The organism is Roseateles hydrophilus (assembly GCF_026712245.1).
Taxonomy (GTDB): domain Bacteria; phylum Pseudomonadota; class Gammaproteobacteria; order Burkholderiales; family Burkholderiaceae_C; genus Pelomonas; species Pelomonas hydrophilus.
In genome coordinates, this window is sequence record NZ_JAPPUY010000001.1 from 1024931 (window position 1) to 1043708 (window position 18778).

Annotated in this window: 14 protein-coding genes; 10 read left to right on the forward strand and 4 right to left on the reverse strand. The window is 69.1% G+C overall.

Going from position 1 to position 18778, the window contains the following annotated elements:
- The gene (locus tag NYO99_RS04565; protein ID WP_268165903.1) at positions 1-3222 is read left to right on the forward strand and encodes an efflux RND transporter permease subunit; all 3222 of its coding nucleotides are present in this window, start codon (positions 1-3) and stop codon (positions 3220-3222) included.
- Here the strand turns inward: NYO99_RS04565 and NYO99_RS04570 are convergent.
- Together NYO99_RS04570 and NYO99_RS04575 are read right to left on the reverse strand one after the other, a co-directional pair.
- Positions 3200-4603: an FAD-binding oxidoreductase gene (locus tag NYO99_RS04570; RefSeq protein WP_268165904.1), complete on the reverse strand. Its 1404-nt coding sequence runs from the start codon at positions 4601-4603 to the stop codon at positions 3200-3202. The genes NYO99_RS04565 and NYO99_RS04570 overlap by 23 nt on opposite strands.
- A complete protein-coding gene (locus NYO99_RS04575; protein WP_268165905.1) occupies positions 4600-4974 on the reverse strand; it encodes a DUF2069 domain-containing protein in 375 nt (124 codons plus the stop codon). The genes NYO99_RS04570 and NYO99_RS04575 overlap by 4 nt, the downstream gene beginning before the upstream one ends.
- 27 nt (positions 4975-5001) lie before the next feature.
- On the opposite strand from NYO99_RS04575, the gene NYO99_RS04580 reads away from it, so the two are divergent.
- Together NYO99_RS04580 and NYO99_RS04585 are read left to right on the forward strand one after the other, a co-directional pair.
- Positions 5002-6285: a YihY family inner membrane protein gene (locus NYO99_RS04580; RefSeq protein WP_268165906.1), complete on the forward strand. Its 1284-nt coding sequence runs from the start codon at positions 5002-5004 to the stop codon at positions 6283-6285.
- A 4-nt stretch (positions 6286-6289) separates the two neighbouring features.
- Positions 6290-8401: an ABC transporter substrate-binding protein gene (locus NYO99_RS04585; RefSeq protein WP_268165907.1), complete on the forward strand. Its 2112-nt coding sequence runs from the start codon at positions 6290-6292 to the stop codon at positions 8399-8401.
- A 9-nt stretch (positions 8402-8410) separates the two neighbouring features.
- Here NYO99_RS04585 and NYO99_RS04590 read toward each other — a convergent pair whose 3' ends face one another.
- Positions 8411-8977 carry a helix-turn-helix domain-containing protein gene (locus NYO99_RS04590; protein ID WP_268165908.1) on the reverse strand — a complete coding sequence of 189 codons (567 nt, stop codon included), beginning with the start codon at positions 8975-8977 and terminating at the stop codon, positions 8411-8413.
- Positions 8978-9070: 93 nt separating this feature from the next.
- Here NYO99_RS04590 and kbl point away from each other — a divergent pair, with 93 nt between their 5' ends.
- Genes kbl through NYO99_RS04605 form a run of 3 tightly spaced genes read left to right on the forward strand, consistent with a single transcriptional unit; the run spans position 9071 to position 12065 of the window.
- Entirely contained in the window at positions 9071-10267 is a 1197-nt protein-coding gene (gene kbl / locus NYO99_RS04595) for a glycine C-acetyltransferase (protein ID WP_268165909.1), read from the forward strand.
- Positions 10264-11220, forward strand: a complete 957-nt coding sequence (locus NYO99_RS04600; protein ID WP_268165910.1) for an NAD-dependent epimerase/dehydratase family protein — start codon at positions 10264-10266, stop codon at positions 11218-11220. The genes kbl and NYO99_RS04600 overlap by 4 nt, the downstream gene beginning before the upstream one ends.
- Positions 11221-11255: 35 nt before the next feature.
- Positions 11256-12065 carry a MipA/OmpV family protein gene (locus NYO99_RS04605; protein WP_268165911.1) on the forward strand — a complete coding sequence of 270 codons (810 nt, stop codon included), beginning with the start codon at positions 11256-11258 and terminating at the stop codon, positions 12063-12065.
- 14 nt (positions 12066-12079) lie between these two features.
- Here the strand turns inward: NYO99_RS04605 and NYO99_RS04610 are convergent, their stop codons facing one another.
- A complete protein-coding gene (locus NYO99_RS04610) occupies positions 12080-12388 on the reverse strand; it encodes an Mpo1-like protein (protein WP_268165912.1) in 309 nt (102 codons plus the stop codon).
- A 110-nt stretch (positions 12389-12498) separates the two neighbouring features.
- Here NYO99_RS04610 and NYO99_RS04615 point away from each other — a divergent pair, with 110 nt between their 5' ends.
- The 4 genes from NYO99_RS04615 to NYO99_RS04630 all read left to right on the forward strand — a co-directional run bounded on the left by NYO99_RS04615 (position 12499) and on the right by NYO99_RS04630 (position 18759).
- Positions 12499-12966: a CBS domain-containing protein gene (locus NYO99_RS04615; protein WP_268165913.1), complete on the forward strand. Its 468-nt coding sequence runs from the start codon at positions 12499-12501 to the stop codon at positions 12964-12966.
- 75 nt (positions 12967-13041) lie between these two features.
- A complete protein-coding gene (aroC, locus tag NYO99_RS04620; RefSeq protein ID WP_268165914.1) occupies positions 13042-14139 on the forward strand; it encodes a chorismate synthase in 1098 nt (365 codons plus the stop codon).
- Between the two features lie 200 nt (positions 14140-14339).
- Positions 14340-15503: an efflux RND transporter periplasmic adaptor subunit gene (locus NYO99_RS04625; protein ID WP_268165915.1), complete on the forward strand. Its 1164-nt coding sequence runs from the start codon at positions 14340-14342 to the stop codon at positions 15501-15503.
- 10 nt (positions 15504-15513) lie between these two features.
- Complete coding sequence (locus NYO99_RS04630; protein WP_268165916.1) at positions 15514-18759, forward strand: efflux RND transporter permease subunit; 3246 nt, start codon at positions 15514-15516, stop codon at positions 18757-18759.
- Positions 18760-18778 lie beyond the last annotated feature (19 nt).

Below are 18778 nucleotides of genomic sequence, written 5' to 3' on the forward strand. Positions count from 1 at the left end.
ATGTTCCTCTCCAATTTCAGCATCAGCAGGCCCGTTGCGACCGTCGTTCTGGTCATCGGGCTGATGCTGGTGGGCCTGTTGGCGCTGTCCAAGCTCAAGGTCAACCAGCTTCCCGAGGTCGAGCCGCCGGTGCTCGTCATCAACATCCCGTATCCCGGCGCATCGCCTGAGACGGTGGAGCGCGAGGTCGTCAACCGCATCGAGAAAGCGCTGCAGAGCATCTCGGGGGTGGACCGCTCCAACTCCACGTCGCGCGAGGGCAGTGCCACGCTCGTGCTGGTGTTCGACTTCTCGAAGAACATGATCGAGGCCGCCGACGAGGTGCGCAACGCGATCGCGTCGGTGCGCTACAAGCTGCCGACCGAGATCCGCGAGCCCATCATCTCGCGGGCCGACCCCGGCGCCCAGCCCATCCTTCAGCTGTCGCTGACCAGCACCACGCTGACCCACGCCCAGCTCAGCCGTCTGGCCGAGGACAAGCTGGCCGAGCGCTTTCGCGGCATCTCGGGCGTGTCCACCGTGGGCGTCAACGGCGCACTGAAGCGCGAGTTGTCCATCCTGCTGCGGGCGGAGAAGCTGCGCGAGTTCGGCGTGTCGGTCACCGAGGTGCTGAACGCCGTGCGCGCGCAGAACACGACGGCGCCCGTCGGCAAGGTGCGGGGCACGCTGGAAGACCAGAGCATCCGCCTGCTCGGCCGGCTGGAGAGCCCGGCCGAGTTCGAGCAGATGATCGTCAAGCGCACGACCGTCAATGGCGTGGGCACGGTCATCCGGCTGGGCCAGGTGGCGGAGGTGCGTGACGGCTTTGCCGAGATGACGGGCTACAGCCTGCGCAACGGCCAGCCCAACGTCGGCATTTCCATCACACGCTCGCGCGACGCGTCCACGGTCAGCGTCGCCAACGACACGCGCAAGGTGGTGGAGGAGGTCAAGAAGGAACTGCCCGCCGGCACCACGCTCGAGATCACGCAGGACGGCGGCAAGGACGCCGAGAACAGCCTCTACAACGTGACGCATGCGCTGGTGTTCGGCGCCGGGCTGACCATCTTCGTCGTCTACGCCTTCCTGAACAGCTGGCGCTCCACGCTGATCACGGCGCTGTCTCTGCCCACGTCGGTGCTGGCGGCCTTCATTGCCGTGTGGCTGATGGGCTTCTCGTTGAACTTCATGAGCCTGCTGGGCCTGTCGCTGGCCATCGGCGTGCTCATCGACGACGCCATCGTCGTGCGCGAGAACATCGTGCGCCACATGGAGCGCGGCAGCGACCGCGTGACGGCGGCGCGCGAGGGCACAGCCGAGATCGGTCTGGCCGTGGCCGCCACCACCTTTGCCATCGTGGCCGTCTTCGTGCCGGTGGCCTTCATGGGCAACGGCCCGGGCCAGTGGTTCAAGCCCTTCGCGCTGACGGTCGTGGCGTCCGTCATCGTGTCGCTGCTGATCAGCTTCACGCTGGACCCCATGCTGTCGGCCTACTGGGGTGACCCTCCGGGCTACCACGAGCAGCCCAAGCGCGGCATCGAGAAGTGGTTCCAGCATTTCAACCACTGGTTCGACGGCGTGGCCGACCGCTACGGGCACGTCATCGCATGGGCGCTGCACCACCGGCGCTGGATGGCCGTCTTCGCGGTCGCGAGTTTCGTCGGTGCCATCGCGCTGCAGGCCAAGTTCGGCGGATCCAGCTTCCTGCCCCAGGCCGATGCCGGTTTCCTGGCCATCGAGGTGCGCGCCCCCGCGTCCAGCAGCCTGGACTACGCCAAGCTCAAGCTCGATGCTGCTGCCGCGCTGGCCTCGACCCTGAAGGAAACCAAGGCCACCACGGCCTATCCCAATGCCAGCGGCGGCCGCATCTATGTCGACATCGGCAAGAGCACGGAGCGCCAGCGCTCGGCCGCCGAGGTCGCCACGGAGCTGCGCGCCAAGGTCTCGCGCCTGGTGGGTGCCGAGTACGTCGTGCTCGACGACCTCAACAACGGCGCGCAGAAGCCGGTGCAGATCCGCTTCTACGGTACCGACTCGCGCAAGCTGCAGCAGATCACGCAGGACTTCCAGAAGACCATGCAGGGCATCAAGGGCGCGGTCGACATCGGCTACTCCGAGCAGGACCCGCAGAACGAGCTGCAGATCGAGCTGGACCGCGGCCTGGCCAACCAGATGGGCATCTCCGTCAATGATGCTGCCCAGGCGCTGCGCGTGGCCTTTGCGGGCGTGGAAGCCGGCGACTGGATCGACCCGACCGGCGAGGCCCGCGACGTGTCCATCCGCCTGCATCCGAGCGATCGTGTGGATGCGGCCAACATCGAGCGCCTGCCCATCGCGGTGAGCGGCACCAGCCGCATGGTGCCGCTGGACCAGATTGCCACGGTCACCATGGGCAAGGGCCCCAGCCAGATCCAGCATGGCGACGGCAAGCGCACCATCACCGTCAGCGCCAATGCGCAGGGCCGCTCGCCCGGCGAGATCACGGCCGAGGCCAAGAAGCTGGCCGAGAAGATCGACTTCCCGCCCGGTTTCGGTATTGAGCTGGCGGGCGCAGCGCGTGATCAGCAGGTGGTCTTCACGGCCATGATCACGGCGCTGCTGTCCGGCATCGCGCTGATGTACTTCGTGCTCGTCATCCAGTTCAACAGCTTCACCGCGCCGCTGGGCGTGATGATGTCGCTGCCGCTGAGCCTGATCGGCGTCGTGTTGGCCCTGCTGATGACCGGCGGCACGCTCAATCTGATGAGCCTGATCGGCGTCATCATGCTGATGGGCCTGGTGGCCAAGAACGCCATCCTGCTGCTGGACGCCACCCGCCAGGAAGAGGCCGCCGGTGTCGACCGCGAAGAGGCGCTGATGCACGCCGGCCGCAAGCGCTTCCGGCCCATCCTGATGACCACGCTCGCGCTGATCGCCGGCATGCTGCCGGTGGCCATCGGCATCGGGGAGGGCGGCGAGTTCTACCGCCCGATGGCTGTCGCCATCATCGGCGGCACCATCACGTCCACCATCCTGACGCTGCTCGTGGTGCCCAGCTTCTACGACAGCATCGAGATCGCGCGTGACCGGGCCATTGCCAAGTTCCACCGCCGCGCGCCGCGCTTCACGGTTGTCGGCGCCTTCGTCATGACGCTGATTGAGGCGGTGCTGACGCTGCTGCTGGTGCGCTTTGTGTGGCGCATGCTGGTCAAGCTGGGGCGCGTTGTGACGGGCCGTCGCGCTACAGCACCCGCCCTGGGTTGAGCAGGTCCAGCGGGTCCAGTGCCCGCTTGATCGCCCGCATCAGCGCCAGGGCCGTCGGGTCTTTGCGCTGGCCCAGTTCCTCCCGCTTGAGCCGGCCAATGCCGTGCTCTGCGGAGATGGAGCCGCCGCGCCGTTGCACGGCGTCGTAGACCATCGCGTTGATCGGCGCCTCGTGCGCCGCCAAGAAGGCGGACGCCGCCACGCCGGCCGGTGCCTGCACGTTGTAGTGCAGGTTGCCGTCGCCCAGGTGGCCGAAGTTGATCACTTCGATGCCCGGCAGATAGGCCGTCAGCGCCGCGTCCATCTCAGTGACGAAGCCGGGAATCGCCGACACCGGCAGCGCGATGTCGTGCTTGATGTTGAGCCCGGCCTGCGCCTGGGCCAGCGGGATGGACTCGCGCAGGTGCCAGAGGCCTCGAGCCTGCTGCAGGTTCTGGGCGATGGCCGCGTCCTGCACGGCGCCGCGCTCGAAGGCGGCTTCCAGCAGGCCCTCGAACACGCCGCGCGCGTGCTCGGCGCTCTCGGCATCCGACAGCTCCAGCAGCACCGTCCACGGCGCCGCGCCCAGCGGCTGGGCCAGCTGCGGTAACTCGCGCGCCACCAGCGCCAGCGCGGCTGCGCTCATGACCTCGAAGCCCGTCAGCGCATCGCCCGCGCGCTCGCGCGCCAGGCCCAGCAGGGCCACGGCATCGTCCATGGACGCGCAGGCGGCCAGCGCCGTGAGCCGCTCGCGAGGCTGCGGGTAAAGCTTCATCGTCGCGGCCGTGATGACGCCCAGCGTGCCCTCGCTGCCGATGAACAGGTCGCGCAGGTCGTAGCCGGTGTTGTCCTTGCGCAGGCCGGAGAGGCCGTGCCAGATGTCGCCGCTCGCGGTGACGACTTCCAGCCCCAGGCACAAGTCGCGGGCATTGCCATAACGCAGCACCTGCGTGCCGCCGGCATTGCTGGCCAGGTTGCCGCCCAGCGTGCACGAGCCCTCGGCCGCGAGGCTCAGCGGGAACAGCAGCCCCGCGCCCGCGGCGGCCGCCTGCACCTCGGCCAACACGCAGCCGGCCTCGGCCGTCAGGCTGGCATTGGCCACATCGACGCCGCGCACGCGCTTCATGCGCGACAGGCTCAGCACCAGCTGGCGACCGCTGTCGTCCGGCGTGGAGCCGCCCACCAGGCCGGTGTTGCCCCCCTGCGGGACGACCGCCACGCGGTGCGCGTGGCACAGCCGCAGCACGGCGGCCACCTCATCGGTGCTGGCCGGGCGCGCCACGGCCAAGGCACGGCCGGCGTAACGCTTGCGCCAGTCCTGTTCATAGGCTGACAGGTCGCCACCCACCAGCAGGCCGGCGTCGCCAAGGGCGGCCCGCAGACCGTCCAGCAGCGCGCTCATGCCTGCTTGGCGGCGGCCAGCCGCTGGCGGATCTGCGCGGTGCAGGCCGTGAACGCGATGACGCTCAGCGCCACCTCGCCGATCGCCAGCCACTGGCCCAGGCCGCCCTCGCTGGTGGCGCGCACCAGGCCTTCCAGCACGTAGAGCCAGATCGCCAGCGCCACCCAGCGGTAGGTGTACATCCGGTAGCGCCACAGGCCCAGCGGCGCGGGCAGCAGCGGCAGCACCTTGAGCGCCAGCGTGCCGCTGCCGGTGGGCGCCAGCCACAGCTCCCAGGCCAGGCACAGCAGGATCAGGGCCGATACCGAGGCCAGCGCGAGGTTGCGCGACAACTGTTCGGCCGGCGTGGGCAGGGTTCTTTCAGGAGGCATGGGCATAGCTGCGGCATCATAGAAGCCATGTCCCCCGCTCCCGTGCCGCCGAACCTGGCCGACAACCCCGACGCACCACTGTCCCGCAACCCCATCGCGTTTGCGCAGAACTTCATCGACCAGTTGCTGGCCTGGCCCTGGCTGCAGACGCTGCACACCTTCCGCCAGCGCTTTCGCGAGGAGCGGCTGGGCCTGACCGCCGGCAGCCTGACGTTCACGACGCTGATCTCGCTGGTGCCGCTGCTGACGGTGATGCTGGCGGTGTTCACGGCCTTCCCGATGTTTGCCAGCCTGCAATCGGCGCTGGAGCAGTACTTCCTGAAGAGCCTGATCCCACCCAACATCGCCAAGCCGGTGCTGGCCTCGCTGACGCAGTTCGCCGCCAAGGCCAGCAAGCTGGGTGCCGCAGGCCTGATCGTGCTGGGCGTGACGGCGCTGGCACTGATGCTCACCATCGACCGCACGCTCAATGCCATCTGGCGCGTGCGCCGCCCGCGCCCCATGGCGCAGCGGGTGCTGGTGTACTGGGCCGCGCTGACGCTGGGCCCGCTGCTGCTGGGCGGCAGCCTGGCGCTGACCAGCTACGCGCTCGACGTCGGTCAGGGCTTCATCAACAAGACGCCGGCCAGCCTCACCACGCTGCTGGGTGGCGCGGACATCGTGCTGCTGGGCCTGGCCATTGCCGGCCTGTTCCATTACGTGCCCAACACCCATGTGCGCTGGCGCCACGCACTGCTGGGCGGGGCCTTCGTGTCCATCGGCTTCGCCATCGCCAAGTCGCTGTTGGCCTGGTACGTGAAGAAGGTGCCGACCTACTCGACGCTGTACGGCGCCTTCGCCACCGTGCCAGTGTTCCTCATCTGGGTCTACCTTGGCTGGGTCATCGTGCTGCTGGGCGCCATCCTCGCCGCCAACACGCCCAGCCTGACCGGCCGCCTGCACCTGCGGCCCGACACGCCGGGCCAGCCGCTGGCCATGGCGCTGGAGGTGCTGCGCGAGCTGTGGCGCGTGCGCGATGCGGGCCGCCAGGGCCTGTCCGACCTGGGCCTGGCCCGCGCGCTGCGCGTGGACCCGCTGCAGCTCAGCCCCGTCGTCGACAAGCTGCTCAGCATGGGTTGGATAGGCCGACTGGAAGAGGAGGGCGCCCAGCGCCTGGTGCTGCTGTGCGCGCCCGAGCGGGCGCCGGCCGAGCCGCTGCTGACCGGCTTCCTGGCCGACCGCCAGGGCCTGCTCGCCAACCTGTGGGCCCAGGGCCAGTGGGCCGGGCTGACGCTGGACCGGCTGCTTGAGCCCGCCAGCCCCACCCGCTGAACGCATGAGCGCCGCACGCCGGACCGCCCCCGAGACGAGCTCGCCGCGTGCGGCGCCTGCATGGCGAGCTGCCGTCCGGCTGCTGGCGCTGGCCGGCATGGTGGTGGCCGCGTCGGCGGCGCGCGGGCAGGATGCCGCTGCGCGGCAGATCGTGCTGGCCGCCAGCGAGCGCGTGCCCTATGTGGGCGAGTCGCTGCCTGGCAAGGGCTATGTCGCCGAACTCGTGACCGAGGCGCTGCGCACCCAGGGGTGGACGGTGCAGTTCCGCTTCGTGCCACCCGCCCGCGCCCTGTTGCTGGCGGCGCGCGGCGAGGTGCATGGCGTGCTGCCGGTGGCCACCGGCGATGCTGAGTTGCCGGAGACGCTGCAGGTGTCGAGCGCGTTTCCTGGCGATACGCTGGGCTTGCTGAAGAAGAAGTCCACGGCGCTACCGGCTGACGTTGATCTCGACGCCGGGCTGCAGGCCGTGGCGGCTGGCCTCAGCCAGCGTGGGTTGACGCTGGGCGTGGTGCGCCGTGGCGAGCCCGACCCGGCGATGTCTGGCGTTGAGCTGGCCAGCGACGATCTGCAGAACATCGACAAGCTCGACCGCGACCGCGTGCGCTTGCTGCTGATCGATCGCTTTACCGCGGCGGACCTCATCACCGGCCGACGCCCCCAGCTCATCGGCAAGCTGGCCTTCGTGCCGGGGCTGGCGCAGTCGCGTCCCTTCCATGTGGCGTTCAACGTCAAGTCGTCTGAGGGCAGGCGGCGGCTGGCCGTGTTTGATGCCGGGTTGCGCCGGCTGGCCAGCGATGGCGGTCTGGAGCGCATCCTGGCCCGTCACGGCCTGCAGCCCGCCGCACCGTCGGCCACGGGCAACGGCGAAGTTCGCTTGACCATTGGCACCGTCAACAACGCCGACATGCTGCTGATGCGGGAGCTGGCGCGGGAGTACGAGGCCCGCCACCCGCGCGTCAAGCTCCACTGGCGGGTGATGGACGAGGGCACGCTGCGCACGCGGCTGCTGAGTGATCTGGCCATCCACGACGGACAGTTCGACGTCGTCACGCTGGGCTCCTACGAGGTGCCGCTGTGGGCCCGCCGCGGCTGGCTGGTGCCGCCGCCGACACCGGCGCCTGCCTACGACGTGGCCGACATCTTTCCCAGCGTGCGGGCCAGCCTGTCGCACGAAGGCCGGCTGTTCGCGCTGCCGTTCTACGCCGAAAGCTCCATCACCTACTACCGCCGCGACCTGCTGGACGCCGCCGGTCTGCGCATGCCCCCGCAGCCGAGCTGGGACGACATCGCTCACGCCGCCGAGCGCCTGCACCAGCCGTCGCAGGGTGTGTATGGCGTCTGCCTGCGCGGGCGGCCCGGCTGGGGCGAGAACATGACGCTGGTCAGCACCATGGTGAACGCCTATGGCGGCCGCTGGTTTGACGAGTCCTGGCGCCCCGAAATCACCTCGCCGGCCTGGCAGTCAGCTGTGTCCATGTACGCCACGCTGCTGCGCCGCTGGGGGCCGCCGGACGCCGATCGCAATGGCTACAACGAGAACCTGCGGCTGTTCTCCGCCGGCCGCTGCGCGATCTGGGTGGACGCGACGGTGGCTGCCGGGGCGCTGTACGACGCGCGCCGCTCCCGCGTGGCCGACAAGGTGGGCGTGGTGGCCGCGCCACGGGCCGTCACGGCGCGAGGCAGTGCGTGGCTGTGGAGCTGGTCGCTCGCTGTGCCGCACTCGTCGCCGCGCGCCGCCGAGGCGCAGGCCTTCATCGCGTGGGCAACGTCTCGGGGTTACATCCAGTCGGTGGCCAAGCGCCATGGCTGGGTGGCGGTGCCGCCCGGCACGCGCCGCTCCACCTATGCCAGCCGCGATTACCGCGCCGCAGCGCCGTTCCACGCCACCGTTCAGGCCGCGCTGGCCAATGCCGAAGACGACGCGCTGACGCTGAACCGGCATTACGTCGGCATCCAGTACGTCGGCATCCCGGAGTTCGCGTCCATTGGCGGCCAGGTAGCCGTGGAGGTGTCGCGCGTGCTGGGCGGCCAGGTGCCCGTGCGCGATGCGCTGCAGCGGGCGCAGGCGGCGGCCGCCGCCGGCATGGCGGCGGCCGGCTACACCGGCAAGGACTGAGCGCCCCGTTCAGGGGTGCAGCACCACCAGCAGCGCGGTGGCCGCCGACTTGGCGACGTTGCGGATCGCATGTGGGCCGTCTACGGCATAGCGCGCGGTCTCGCCGGCCTTGAGCTTGCTCGTCACGCCCTGGGCGCTGACTTCCAGGCTGCCGGTCAGCACGGACAGGTGTTCGCGCGAGCCGGGCTCGTGCGCCTGGCTGTCCAGCACGCCCCCGGGCTGCACGCTGAGCTCGTACCACTCGAACTGGCCGGCCAGCTCAATGGGGCCGAGGATGCGCAGCTTGCACAGGCCGTCGGGGCTGGTGAGGCCGGGCGTGGCGTGCGCCGGCACGGTCTCGATGGCGGGCGTGGCGGTGCGTTCGCCGCCCAGCAGCTCGCCCATGTCCACACCCAGCGCATTGGCCAGCCGCCAGACCACGGCCACCGTGGGGTTGGCCTGGTTGCGCTCGATCTGCGACAACATGGACTTGCTGACCCCGGCGCGCTTGGAGAGGTCGTCCAGCGACAGGCTGCGACTGGTGCGCAGGGCCTGCAGGGCCGCGCCGACGCGGGGCGGTTCGGTATCCATGCTCATGCTTGACGGCGGTAGATGTTTTTCAGATACTGCACGCAAGTTCGATATATCGAACGCGTTCAATTTACCGAATTGTGCACCAGGAGCGGCGCCATGAGCCAAGCCTTCTATCAACACCTGCAGTCCGAGCTGGACGGCATCCGCGCCGCCGGCCTCTACAAGGCCGAGCGCATCATCACCACGCCGCAGGGCGCCGTGGTGCACACGAGCGATGGCCGCGAGGTCATCAACCTGTGCGCCAACAACTACCTGGGCCTGTCGTCGCACCCGGCCGTCATCGAGGCCGCGCACGAGGCGCTGCGCACGCACGGCTTCGGCCTGTCGTCGGTGCGCTTCATCTGCGGCACGCAGGACCTGCACAAGACACTGGAGCAGCGCATCGCCCGCTTCGTGGGCTGTGAAGACGCCATCCTGTACGCCGCCGCGTTCGACGCCAACGGCGGCCTCTTCGAGCCGCTTCTGGGCGAGCAAGACGCCATCATCAGCGACGCGCTGAACCATGCGTCCATCATCGACGGCATCCGCCTGTGCAAGGCGCAGCGCTACCGCTACGAGCACAACAACCTGGCTGATCTGGAGCGCTGCCTCAAGGAGGCCCAAGCCAAGGGCGCCCGCTTCACGCTGGTGTTCACCGACGGCGTGTTCAGCATGGACGGCACCATCGCCCAGCTCGACAAGATCCGGGCGCTGTGCGACCAGTACGGCGCGTTGCTGGGTGTGGACGAATGCCACGCGAGCGGCTTCATGGGCAAGACCGGCCGCGGCACGCCCGAGCACTGCGGCGTGTTCGGCAAGATCGACATCATCACCGGCACCTTCGGCAAGGCCCTGGGCGGCGCGTCCGGCGGTTTCACCGCGGCGCGCAAGGAGGTGGTGGAGCTGCTGCGCCAGCGCTCGCGCCCCTACCTCTTCAGCAACACGCTGGCACCCAGCATTGCGGGCGCATCGCTGGCCGTGCTGGACCTGCTGGAAGGCTCCACTGCGCTGCGCGACAAGCTGGAGGCCAACACCGCCTACTTCCGTGAGGCCATCCAGGCAGCGGGTTTCGAGATCAAGCCGGGCACCCACCCGATCGTGCCGATCATGGTGTACGACGCGGTCAAGGCGCAGAAGCTGAGCCAGCGCATCCTGGAGCTGGGCATCTACGCCGTGGGCTTCTTCTTCCCGGTGGTGCCCAAGGGCCAGGCGCGCATCCGTGTGCAGATCTCGGCGGTGCACGAGCGTGAGCACCTGGAGAAGGCGGTCGCAGCCTTCGCCCAAGCCGGCCGCGAACTGGGGATCGTGCAATGAGCCGCCCCACCCGCATCCTGATCATCGGCGCCAACGGGCAGATCGGTACCGAGCTGGCGGTGGAGCTGGCCAAGCTGCACGGCAACGACGCGGTCATCACCAGTGACCTCGCCCCCAAGGGCCGCGTGCCCACGCTGGCACACGAAACGCTGGACGTGACCGACGCCGGCGCGCTGACCACCATCGTCAAGCGGCACAAGATCACGCAGATCTACCACCTCGCGGCCGCGCTGTCGGCCAACGGCGAGAAGCACCCGATGTGGGCTTGGGACCTGAACATGAAGGGCCTGCTCAACGTGCTGGAGCTGGCCCGGCACGAGAAGCTGGACAAGATCTTCTGGCCCAGCTCCATCGCGGCCTTCGGCCCCAACACGCCGGCCGTGGACACGCCGCAGACCACGGTGATGGACCCGACGACCGTCTACGGCATCTCCAAGCTGGCGGGCGAGCGCTGGTGCGCCTGGTACCACGCCAAGCACGGTGTGGACGTGCGCAGCCTGCGCTACCCCGGCCTCATCAGCTGGAAAACGCCGCCCGGCGGCGGCACGACGGACTACGCCGTGGAGATCTTCCATGCCGCCATCCAGCAAGGCCGCTACACCTGCTTCCTTCAGCAGGACCAGGCGCTGCCCATGATGTACATGGCCGACGCGCTGCGTGCCACGCTGGAGCTGATGAACGCGCCGGCCGAGGCGGTGAAGCAGCGCGGCAGCTACAACCTGGCCGGCGTGAGCTTCACGCCCGAGCAGATCGCTGCCAGCATCCGCCGTCGCATCCCCGCATTCACGATGGACTGCGTGCCCGACTTCCGCCAGGCCATCGCGGCCAGCTGGCCGCAGCGCATCGACGACAGCGCAGCGCAGGCCGATTGGGGCTGGGCCCTGCAGTACGACCTGGATGCGATGGTGGACGACATGCTGTCGAATCTGACACGCGAACTTCAGGGCGACTGAGGCCTCGGCTCGCATGGCGCTGTTAGTCTTGCGCCATGCAAGGCCTGCTGACCGTCCTTCTGGTTCTCGGCCCCATCGCGGCGCTGCCCTGTTGGGCGCAGGCGGCCGACAGCGAGGAATCACCGCGTTATGTGTTGGGCCTGGCCGCGTCCGCGGCACCCGAATATGACGGTGCTACTCGGCGTGAGCTCAAGTTGCGGCCGGTGCTGGCGTTCAGGCTGGGTCGCGTGCGCATTGCGAGCGCCGGCGGCAGCAGTCTGTTGGGCTTCGGGCGCCAGGTTGCCGGCGCCGGGGCAAGCACCGAACTGCTGGCCGGCGAGGATTGGCAAGTGGGCGCAGCGCTGCGCTTGGACAACGGCCGGGACAGCGCAGACGCCGACGCCACGCGCGGTCTGCCCGACGTCAAGCGCACGCTGCGGGTGCGGATCTACGCCAACTACAGCCTGACCAAGGATTGGCAGCTGGATGGTTGGTGGTCCCAAGACGCGCTGGGGCGCGGCGGCGGCTGGCTGGCCGGTGCAGACCTCGGCTGGCGTTTCCACCGCAGCGCGGACGCGGAGTGGAGCGCCAGCCTGGCGGTGACAGCCGCCAGTGCGCTGAACATGCGCAGCCATTTCGGTGTGCCCGTGTCGGCCGTTGAGCGCAGTGGATTGCCTGCTTACGTGCCCGGCATGGGGGTGCGCGATGCGTCACTGTCGGTGGGCGTGAAGCGTGCGCTCGGGCCGCATTGGCTGGTGTTCGGCAGCGTGGGCGTGCGCCGGTTGCTCGGGCCTGCGGCGGACAGCCCCTGGGTCCAGCAACCCGGCAGCCATCAGGTCAACCTGGGTGTGGCGTGGCGGCGCTGAGGCGCGCCGCCGGCTCACAGCTTGACGCGCCCGCGCCAGATGTCGGCATACATCACCCAGTCACCCATCAGGCTGTAGAGCGGGTACTGGAAGGTGGCCGGGCGGTTCTTCTCGAAAAAGAAGTGCCCCACCCACGCAAAGCCGTAGCCGCATAGCAGGCCCCACAGCAACCATTGGGGGTCGCGCGTCCAGCCCAGTTGCAACATGCAGCCCAACACCAGCGTGGAGCCCGCGAAATGCAGCCGGCGGTTGCGCCGGTCACTGTGCTCGCGAAGGTAGAACGGGTAGAAATCGGCAAAGCGTTGAAAGCGGTCGGCGCTCATGAGGCCACATTCCAACGTGGCCGCGATCCGGGCCACATGCTGTATTCCATGGGGTCGCCAGCGGCGGTTTGTGTGCTATGTTGCCCGCAGATTTCCCCGGAGGCCTCCCCATGAAAGTCGTCGATATCCTGCGTGTCAAAGGCGGCACCCTGTTCACTGTCTCGCCCGACGAGCCTCTGAAGGCATCGCTGGCCGTCATGGCGGAACGGGACATCGGCTCCCTGGTCGTCATGGAGCATGGCGACTTGGTGGGTATGCTGACCTTCCGCGAGGCCATCCAGGCCGTCGTGAAGAACGGCGGTGAGGTCGGCGCCACCATCGTACGCACGGTCATGGACGACGCGCCGCTGACCTGCACGCCCGAGACCGAGATCGACGAGGTGCGCCGCATGATGCTGGGCCGCCATGCGCGCTACATGCCGGTGCTGAACGGCCGCACGCTGATGGGCGTCATTTCGTTCTACGACGTGGCCAAGGCGGTGGTGGACAGCCAGGACTTCGAGAACCGCATGCTCAAGGCCTACATCCGTGACTGGCCGGTGGAGGAGGGCAACGCAGAGGCTGAACCCAAGGCCTGAGCGGCTGTTCGCATCCCGAGAAGGCGGCCTTGCGGGGCCGCTTTCGCTTTGGGGCGCGTCCTAAAATTGCCGGATATGTCAGGCAGCACCTTCGGCGAACTCTTCCGCGTCACCAACTTCGGCGAAAGCCACGGGCCGGCCATCGGCTGCGTCATCGACGGCTGCCCGCCGGGGATGAGCCTCAGCGAGGCCGACATCCAGCCCGAGCTGGATCGCCGCCGCCCCGGCACCAGCCGGCATGTCACGCAGCGGAACGAACCCGATGCGGTGAAGATCCTGTCCGGCGTCTACGAGGGCGTGACCACTGGCACGCCCATCTGCCTGCTGATCGAGAACACCGACCAGCGCAGCAAGGACTACGGCAACATCCTCGACACCTTCCGCCCCGGCCATGCCGACTACACCTACTGGCGCAAGTACGGCGTGCGCGACCCGCGCGGTGGCGGCCGCTCGTCGGCGCGGCTGACGGCGCCCATGGTGGGTGCCGGCGCCGTGGCCCGCAAGTGGCTGCGCGAGAAGTTCGGCACCGAGTTCCGCGGCTGCATGACGCAGCTGGGCGAAGTGCCGATCGCCTTCGAAGGCTGGCAACACGTGGGCGACAACCCCTTCTTCGCCGCCAACGCCGGCCAGATCGCCGCGCTGGAGGCCTACATGGACGACCTGCGCCGCGCCGGTGACTCGGTCGGCGCGCGCATCCGCGTGGAGGCGACGAACGTGCCCGTGGGCCTGGGCGCGCCGCTGTTTGACAAGCTGGATGCCGACATCGCCTACGCGCTGATGGGCATCAATGCCGTCAAGGGCGTGGAGATCGGCGCGGGCTTTGCGTCGGTCGCCCAGAAGGGCACCGAGCATGGCGACGAGCTGAGCCGCGACGGCTTTGCCAGCAACAACGCCGGCGGCGTGCTGGGCGGCATCTCCACCGGCCAGGACATCGTGGCCGAGATCGCCATCAAGCCCACCAGCTCCATCCGCAGCCCCAAGGCGAGCATCGACCGCGCCGGCAACCCGGTCACGGTCGAGACCTTCGGCCGCCACGACCCCTGTGTGGGCATCCGCGCCACGCCCATCGCTGAGGCCATGCTGGCCCTCGTGCTGATGGACCATGCGCTGCGCCACCGCGCGCAGTGCGGGGATGTGGCGCTGCCCGTGCCACCCATCGCTGGCCAGCGCTGATCGGTAGCGCCAGCGGCGGGCGTGGACCGCCGCCTGCCGCGCGGCGCGGCGCCTGGCGCGGACTACCCCTGCGGCCGGCCCAGCATCGGCCTTGTGCAGCTCAGCCCCTGCAATCCGCGTTTCGTCACTCCGGCGCTGCGCCGAGAAAGCTCCGTTTCTAGACTGCAAAGGTCTGTTTCAGAGAGCAATTCGGGGGAGTCATGCGCAAGTCGTTCAAGTGGGGTGGCATTGCCGCGGTGGTGCTGGTCGGCGGTGCGGGCGTGGGTGTCATGGCGAGCAAGGGCGAGAGCCCGCAGCAGCCGCCGGCCGAAAAGGCCAAGCCGGCGCTCGAGTTCGTCGCCAGCGAGGTCGTCAAGCCGCTTGTCATGGCGATGCCGGCGCAGATCGAGTTCAGCGGCCCGCTGGTGGCGCCCGGCACCGTGGTCGTGCGCGCCAAGTCCAACGGCACGCTGCTGAACCTCGCGGTGGCCGAGGGCAGCCGCGTGAAGGCCGGCCAGGCGCTGGGCCAGGTGGACCTGGAGGAGCTGCGCTATCGCATCGCCGAGCGCGGCGCCAGCGTCGACGCCATGCGGGCGCAGATGGAGCAGGCCGAGCGCAGCCACAAGGCCAACGAGGGCCTGGCCAGCAAAAACTTCATCGCCCAGACGGCACTGGACAACTCGCGCGCCGCCTATGAGTCCGCGCGCGCCAACTGGCTGGCGGCCAAGGCGCAGCTGGACACCAGCCAGGTGACGATGCGCCAGGCCGGGCTGGTCGCGCCCATCAACGGCATTGTCGCCAAGCGCCATGCGCTGCCGGGCGAGAAGCTTGCCGCCGAGCAGCAGATCCTGACCATCGTCGACCTCGCGAAGCTTGAACTGGCCGGCCTGGTGGGCACGCACGAGGTGAGCCGCCTGCAGCCGGGCATGGCGGTGCAGGTCACGGTGGAGGGCGTGGAGCAGGCGGTGGAGGCCAAGATCGCCCGCATCGCGCCCAGCGCCGAGCCGGGCACGCGGTCCATCGGCGTGACGCTGGTGCTGGACAACCCCAAGGAGCTCTACCGCGCCGGCCAGTACGCCGTGGCCAAGGTGGTGCTGGCCGACGACACGCAGCGCCTGACCGTGCCGATGTCGGCCATCAGCCGCAACGCGGGCCAGGAGCAGGTCTGGATGATCGAGAACGGCACGCTGGCTCGCCGCGTCGTCACCACCGGGCGCAGCGATGTGCGCGAGGGCCGCGTGGAGATCCTGAACGGCCTGGCGCCGCAGGCCCTGGTGCTGGCCGCCCGCTTCGACAACCTGCGCGAGGGTGACCCGGCGCGCGTGGTGGCCGCCAAGGCCGCACGACTGGCCAGCGCCGGCGCTTCGGCCCCGGTGAAGCAGTGAGGGGCGCGCCATGTGGATGACCCGTGTTTCCATCCAGAACCCGGTCTTCGCGACCATGGTGATGGTCGCGCTGTGCGTGCTGGGCCTGTTTGCCTACTCGCGCCTGGGTGTCGAGCAGATGCCCGACATCTCTTTCCCCGGCGCGTCGGTGGACGTGCGCTACCCCGGCGCCTCGCCCGAGGCCGTGGAGCGCGAGATCGCCAAGCCGCTGGAAGAGGCGCTCAACACCATTGCCGGCGTGGAGCGCATCCAGTCGCGCAGCTTCGAGGGCCGTGTGCAGGCCAGCGTCGAGTTCTCGCTGAACGCCGACATGGGCCGCGCGATGCAGGACCTGCGCGACCGCGTGGCCGCCGCGCAGGCGCGCTTCCCGCGGGATGCCAAGCCGCCGACGGTGCAGCGCTTCGAGAACGACAACGCGCAGCCCGTCGTCGTCATGGCGCTGCTGAGCCCGACGCGCGGTTCGCGCGAGCTGTCCATGATGGCCGACCTCATCGTGGCCAAGCGCCTGGGCCGCGTGGAAGGCGTGGCCAAGGTGGACGTGGGCGGCATGACGACCCGCGAGGTGCGCATCGACCTCGACCCCATGCGCCTGCGCGCCTATGGCGTGACGCCGGCCGAGATCGCCAAGGCACTGGCCGAGGCCAATGCCGACCAGCCGGTGGGCCTGCTGTCCGACCAGACCAGCGACGCCATCCTGCGCGTGGAAGGCCGCGTGAAGGACCCCAAGGCCTTCGGCCACATGGTGGTGGCCCGCCGCGGCAACCTGGCGCTGACGCTGAACGACCTCGGCACGCTTGTTGAGCGCGAGCGCGAGCAGGACAGCATCGCCCGCATCAACGGCCAGCCGGCCGTGAGCTTCAACGTCTTCAAGCAGCAGGACGCCAACATCGTCAAGACCGGCGACGCCATCAAGGAGAGCATGGAGGAGCTGCGCAAGGTGCTGCCCAAGGATGTGGAGCTGCGCCTGATCTACGCCAGCAGCGACTTCGTGAAAGGCTCGCTCGATGGCCTGCGCCACACGCTGATCGAAGGCGCGCTGCTGACGGTGGCCATCGTCTTCCTGTTCCTGCACAGCTGGCGCTCCACCATCATCACGGGCCTGACGCTGCCCATCGCCGTCATCTCCAGCTTCATCGCCGTGCATGCCTTCGGCTTCACGCTGAACTTCATGACGATGATGGCGCTGTCGCTGTGCATCGGCCTGCTGATCGACGACGCCATCGTCGTGCGCGAGAACATCGTGCGCCATGTCGGCATGGGCAAGGACCACCGCACCGCGTCCTTCGACGGCACCAACGAGATCGGCCTGGCCGTCATGGCGACGACGTTTGCCATCTGCGCCGTGTTCGTGCCGGTCGCCTTCATGGGCGGCATCATCGGTAAGTTCTTCTACCCCTTCGGCATCACCGTGGCGGTGGCGGTGCTGGTCAGCCTGTTCGTCAGCTTCACGCTGGACCCCATGCTGTCCTCCGTCTGGCAGGACCCGCCGAGCACGCGCATCAAGCAGTGGCCCGTCATCGGCCACCTGATCCGCGCGACCGACTGGGCGATGGACCGGCTGCACGATGGCTACGCCCGCACCATCGACTGGGCCTTCTCCGGCCGACGCTACCGCGTGTTCGTGCCGCCCATCCCCGCCTACGGTCATCCGTTCGGTGCGGACGGCCAGCGCGACAAGGGCGCCCGGCGCGTGCTGCGTTTCGCCACGCTGACGCCGCGTGGCCTGGTGATGTGGGGCGCCTTCGCCAGCTTCGTCGCCGCCCTCGCGCTGGCGCCCATGGTGGGCAGCGAGTTCGTGCCGCAGACCGACAACGGCTTCACGCAGGTCAACCTGCGCATGCCGGTGGCCAGCAGCATCGAGCGCGGCAGTGCCAAGGTCGCGCAGATCGAGGAGCTGCTCAAGGCCTACCCCGAGATCAAGACCGTCTCCACCGTCGTGGGCAGCACCGGCGAGGGCATGGCCACCGGCCGCAACCAGGCCTCGCTGAACATCACGCTGACCGACCGCAAGGAGCGCCGCCGCACGCAGAAGGATATCGAGGACGCCATCCGCGCCGACATCGCCAAGATCCCCGGCGTGGAGGTCAGTGTGGGCTTCGACCGGCCGATCTGGATCACGCTGCTGGGCAGTGACCCCGAGGTGCTGACGCAGGCCGCCAAGGACCTCGTCGAGAACATCAAGAAGATCCCGGGCGCCGTGGACGTGGATACAACCGTCAAGCCCGGCCTGCCAGCCTTTGCCGTGCGGCTGAAGGACTCGGCCATCCGCGAGCTGGGCCTGACGGCGCCGCAGGTGGCCTCGTCCCTGCGTGCCTACGTCAACGGTGAGATCGCCACCTACTGGACGACGCCCGATGGCAACCAGGTCGAGGTGCTGCTGCGTCTGCCGCGCGACCAGCGCGAGCGCATCGAGCAGATGGCCAAGCTGCCGGTGGCCTTCTCGGCCACGGGCGCGCCCATCACGCTGGACCAGGTGGCCACCATTGAGCCGGTGTTCAACCCGGAGGTCATCCGCCGCGAGAACCTGCAGCGCCGCGAGGCCGTGTTTGCCGGCGTGCAGGGCCGCCCGGCAGGTGATGTGAACGCCGACGTGCAGAAGCTCATCAAGAACACCCAGTTGCCCCCGGGCACCAGCTTCAAGGTGGACGGCGCCGGCAAGCAGCAGGCCGAGGCCTTCAACGGCCTGCTGGCGGCCATGGCGCTGGCGGCCATCTTCATCTACATCGTGCTGGCCAGCCAGTTCGGCAGCTTCCTGCAGCCCATCGCCATCATGGCCAGCCTGCCGCTGGCGCTGATCGGCGTGATGCTGGCCCTGCTGCTGTGGCGCTCGACGCTGAACGTGTTCTCGATGATCGGCCTCGTCATGCTGATGGGCCTGGTGACCAAGAACGCCATCCTGCTCGTCGACTTCGCCAACCACGCCCGCAAGGCCGGCGCGACGGTGGCCGAGGCGCTGCGCGAGGCGGGGCTGATCCGCATGCGCCCCATCATCATGACGACGGCGGCCATGGTGTTCGGCATGCTGCCCATGGCCATCGCGCTCAACGACGGCGGCGAGATCCAAGCGCCCATGGGCCGCGCCATCATCGGCGGCGTCATCACGTCGACGCTGCTGACGCTGGTGGTGGTGCCGGTGCTGTACAGCTACCTCGTGCGCGACAAGAAGCCCGCCATCCAACCGGCGGCAGCGCAGGGCGGCGCCACCGCGCTGCCGCTGCACGGCATGCCGGGCGCAATGCCGGCCGACAAGGACTGACGACCGAATCCCCTCGAGC

What these genes read in the sequence shown, in the direction of transcription:
- NYO99_RS04565 (WP_268165903.1), top strand. Translation starts at nt 1, where the DNA reads ATGTTCCTCTCCAATTTCAGCATCAGCAGGCCCGTTGCGACCGTCGTT.
- NYO99_RS04570 (WP_268165904.1), bottom strand. Translation starts at nt 4,603, where the DNA reads ATGAGCGCGCTGCTGGACGGTCTGCGGGCCGCCCTTGGCGACGCCGGC.
- NYO99_RS04575 (WP_268165905.1), bottom strand. Translation starts at nt 4,974, where the DNA reads ATGCCTCCTGAAAGAACCCTGCCCACGCCGGCCGAACAGTTGTCGCGC.
- NYO99_RS04580 (WP_268165906.1), top strand. Translation starts at nt 5,002, where the DNA reads ATGTCCCCCGCTCCCGTGCCGCCGAACCTGGCCGACAACCCCGACGCA.
- NYO99_RS04585 (WP_268165907.1), top strand. Translation starts at nt 6,290, where the DNA reads ATGAGCGCCGCACGCCGGACCGCCCCCGAGACGAGCTCGCCGCGTGCG.
- NYO99_RS04590 (WP_268165908.1), bottom strand. Translation starts at nt 8,977, where the DNA reads ATGAGCATGGATACCGAACCGCCCCGCGTCGGCGCGGCCCTGCAGGCC.
- kbl (WP_268165909.1), top strand. Translation starts at nt 9,071, where the DNA reads ATGAGCCAAGCCTTCTATCAACACCTGCAGTCCGAGCTGGACGGCATC.
- NYO99_RS04600 (WP_268165910.1), top strand. Translation starts at nt 10,264, where the DNA reads ATGAGCCGCCCCACCCGCATCCTGATCATCGGCGCCAACGGGCAGATC.
- NYO99_RS04605 (WP_268165911.1), top strand. Translation starts at nt 11,256, where the DNA reads ATGCAAGGCCTGCTGACCGTCCTTCTGGTTCTCGGCCCCATCGCGGCG.
- NYO99_RS04610 (WP_268165912.1), bottom strand. Translation starts at nt 12,388, where the DNA reads ATGAGCGCCGACCGCTTTCAACGCTTTGCCGATTTCTACCCGTTCTAC.
- NYO99_RS04615 (WP_268165913.1), top strand. Translation starts at nt 12,499, where the DNA reads ATGAAAGTCGTCGATATCCTGCGTGTCAAAGGCGGCACCCTGTTCACT.
- aroC (WP_268165914.1), top strand. Translation starts at nt 13,042, where the DNA reads ATGTCAGGCAGCACCTTCGGCGAACTCTTCCGCGTCACCAACTTCGGC.
- NYO99_RS04625 (WP_268165915.1), top strand. Translation starts at nt 14,340, where the DNA reads ATGCGCAAGTCGTTCAAGTGGGGTGGCATTGCCGCGGTGGTGCTGGTC.
- NYO99_RS04630 (WP_268165916.1), top strand. Translation starts at nt 15,514, where the DNA reads ATGTGGATGACCCGTGTTTCCATCCAGAACCCGGTCTTCGCGACCATG.